Here is a 3,028-nt window from a genome sequence, read left to right as displayed (position 1 = left end):
GATCGTGTGAATGATAAGGACAGTGTAACAAACGTGGCTAATTACTGTATAGATAAACAGTTTTGGCCCTCTTTTTACACACATGACCGCCAAACAACGTGCTCCGCCGAGACGCCCATTATAATCTCGCCTTTGTTGTCGCTTGCGGACGCGATACAATGCGCGTTTGTTCGTTATCGGGAAGTATGAATGTCAGATCCGAAAAGCAAAGCGCTCAAAAAAATTGCTAAATGTCTAGAGCTCAGCAATTCCGCCAATGTCAACGAGGCGGCGCAAGCGATTAAAATGGCCGAGCGGCTGATGCGGAAGCATGGTCTCGATCAGGACGACATTGACTTCATCAGTATGGGTAAAACGCGCTCTGAGAAGCTGTTGCCAGCGTCTATTAACCAATCGATCTTAAAAATTATCCGCGGCATCAATAGTCGCTTTGGCGTCGAGTGTGTATTGGTCAACCACAAAGGGCTCAAGCAGGCTGAATTTATCGGTGATGCCGACCGGGCTATTTTCGCGGCGTTTGCATTTGATGTGGTGTATCGCGATATGAATGAGCATATTGGCCAGTTTCGTAACAGCTTCGCAGGCTCAGGCACCAGCACCCAACAAGTCACCCGCCGTGTTCAGTCCTTCACGACGGGCTGGCTTGAGGGGGCGCTCGACAAATTGCCACAGCTTGATGCCCGAGACAGCGACGATAAGATCAAAAGCTATATTGATAAAGAGTTCGCCAACATTGACCGAGAGACATTTAAGCAGCAACTCAAAGACGCCATGGCGGCAATGACCGATGACTACGAACGTGGCATGAAAAAGGGCCGCGAAATTTCAGTTAGTCGCCCTGTAAGCGGTCAAGGCCCACAAAAGCGCCTAACAGGTAACACAAAATCATAACCACAATTCTGTAATAACCAACGCCCCTTTAATACTCTCTCATCACGTGAAAACGGCCGGCGATTTGTCCGGCCTCTGTCAGTATTTTCCCACCAATAAGACACTTGTGTTAAACACGTCAAATCATGGTCAAATCGCTTGTCGCCTATTGTGTTACACGCCTCTCAGGTCTAGCCWAGGATCCATGTCACATTATCTATGTTCCGTCTGCCCGACTCGCTGGCAGTTGCGATCGCATGGTCTAAGGTGACTCAATAACAAGCATTCACAATGTGTAAAATAAGATACTTCATATCCTTAATTAGGAGAGTGGCATGAAAAAAGTCGTGACAGGTCTCGGCCTCTTACTGGCCGTCGCACCCGCAGCTTATGCACAGCAAGACAGTGGTCTTTACATGGGGGGTCGTATTGGGCCGTCGTTTTTAGAAGATAGCTGTGTGTCTGACACCGACTGTGGTGATCAAGAGCTCGGGGCAGGTATCATTACTGGTTATGATTTCAATGACTGGTTTGCGCTTGAAGGCACCTATGATTATTTAGGTCGCTTTGACACTGAATTCGATACCTTTGGTAAAGCATCGGGCGATCTCACCGCGCTGACACTTGCCCCCAAATTGTCGTATCACGTTAAACCCGATACCGCACTGTACGGGAAAGTGGGCGGCGCGATGTGGAACTTTAACAGCAATGCCGGTGATCGCGACGATGTGTCGTTGATGGGCGCGATCGGTGTTGATCACCAAGCCACCGATAAACTCAACCTTCGCCTAGAATACCAACACATCAATGATATGGATGATGGCTATTTCTCAAGCGTTGATAATAACCTCGTCACCGTCGGGATGACCTATCACTTTGGCCGCACCGCCAGTGAGCCAATGACTGAAGCAATGGTTGAAGAGCCAGTTATGGCAGAGCCAGAGCCCGTTCAAGAGCCAGAGCCGGTTGCCGAGCCGCAATCAATTGTGCTCTCAGAGGCCGGCGAAACCGAAATGTTCGGCTTTGATAAAGCAACGTTATCTGAGCAAGCAGTCGCCTCCTTGCAGCCATTAGTTGACCGGTTGCTTAAGCATGAAGAAGCCACAGCGACGATTGTGGGTCATACCGACAGCCAAGGGCCTGCCGCTTATAACCAAACACTCTCTGAAGAGCGTGCACAAGTCGTTGCGGATGTCTTCTTAGACGCGGGCATTGCGGCTGAGCGCTTAACCGTGATGGGCAAAGGCGAGTCAGCGCCAACCGCTAGTAACGAGACTGCCGACGGTCGTGCGAAAAACCGCCGCGTGGAAGTCACTTCGCCAGAGTTCGTTTATGTGGACGTGAATTAATCACATCGACGATCGCATCATATAAATATGCAAATATAAATACGCAAAGGCCACCGCATTGTCGGTGGCCTTTTCTTGTCATGAACAATCAATGACTGATTAACCGCGCGCTGTAAAAGCGGTCAAGTGCGCCTGCATCAACCGATCGATGTCTACTCTATCTNACTCTATCTTGATCGCTCACTCCTGCCACCCGTGGATACCTTGGCTCGGCGCGATCGTTATGATAAGCGCCTTCCCATCCCTGAGTGGTGGTTAAAAACGCGCGGGCAAAATCCGCTGAGTAGCGTAAACAGCCTGCCATGACCGTATCGACATAGGATTGGGCAATCGGCTTGTCTACGTCTGGGGTACGCTGCGTATCGGCAACATACACGTACACGGGGCCATCAAGCGTCACGTCTTCGGGCAGAGTGATGTTTGATTCAGCTAACTGTAACCGCTGATAGCCTGCCTCTCGGCGATCAAAGTCGGGCAATGACTGTGGATCGATGCTGACCAGCACCCCATTACATTGACCTTCACCTTGTAACACCACCAAAGGTGAAATAAACGCCTCACTGACATTGCTCCAATGACGACTAAGCCCGGTCACGGTAACCGGGCACGTCCATCCAGATTCACCGGTCAGCGCCCGTGACGCCGGATTCATTAAACTCCCGTATCCAAATAGATACATGACGTTGCAAACTCCTTTATTGCATAACCTGACAGAACGGTGGTGGCTGCCTTGCTTTTTTCATACAAATTGCCAGAATATCCGGCAATGTTGTTAACAAGGAAGTCATCATGGAACCACTCAATAAGCT

The 3,028-nt window shown here is 49.9% G+C and carries 3 protein-coding genes; 2 read left to right on the top strand and 1 reads right to left on the bottom strand.

Going from position 1 to position 3,028, the window contains the following annotated elements:
* The first annotated feature begins 189 nt into the window (after window positions 1–189).
* On the top strand, window positions 190–891 hold the full coding sequence (locus tag BZG79_RS14220; RefSeq protein WP_021023265.1) for a DUF2786 domain-containing protein: 702 nt from the start codon (window positions 190–192) through the stop codon (window positions 889–891).
* A gap of 314 nt (window positions 892–1,205) precedes the next feature.
* Window positions 1,206–2,219, top strand: coding sequence for an outer membrane beta-barrel protein (locus BZG79_RS14215; protein WP_077679523.1), 1,014 nt, complete (start codon window positions 1,206–1,208; stop codon window positions 2,217–2,219).
* Between the two features lie 157 nt (window positions 2,220–2,376).
* On the opposite strand, the gene BZG79_RS14210 is transcribed toward BZG79_RS14215, so the two are convergent.
* A complete protein-coding gene (locus BZG79_RS14210) occupies window positions 2,377–2,898 on the bottom strand; it encodes a gamma-glutamylcyclotransferase family protein (RefSeq protein WP_077774725.1) in 522 nt (173 codons plus the stop codon).
* Window positions 2,899–3,028: the final 130 nt, after the last annotated feature.

The organism is Salinivibrio sp. MA427 (assembly GCF_001996115.1).
GTDB classification, from domain to species: domain Bacteria; phylum Pseudomonadota; class Gammaproteobacteria; order Enterobacterales; family Vibrionaceae; genus Salinivibrio; species Salinivibrio costicola.
Note: the sequence above shows the minus strand (reverse complement) of the source record. Positions and strands in the feature narration are given on the sequence as shown.

Excerpts from the sequence above, each read along its gene's own strand:
- BZG79_RS14220 (WP_021023265.1), top strand. The coding sequence starts at position 190 with ATGTCAGATCCGAAAAGCAAAGCGCTCAAAAAAATTGCTAAATGTCTA.
- BZG79_RS14215 (WP_077679523.1), top strand. The coding sequence starts at position 1,206 with ATGAAAAAAGTCGTGACAGGTCTCGGCCTCTTACTGGCCGTCGCACCC.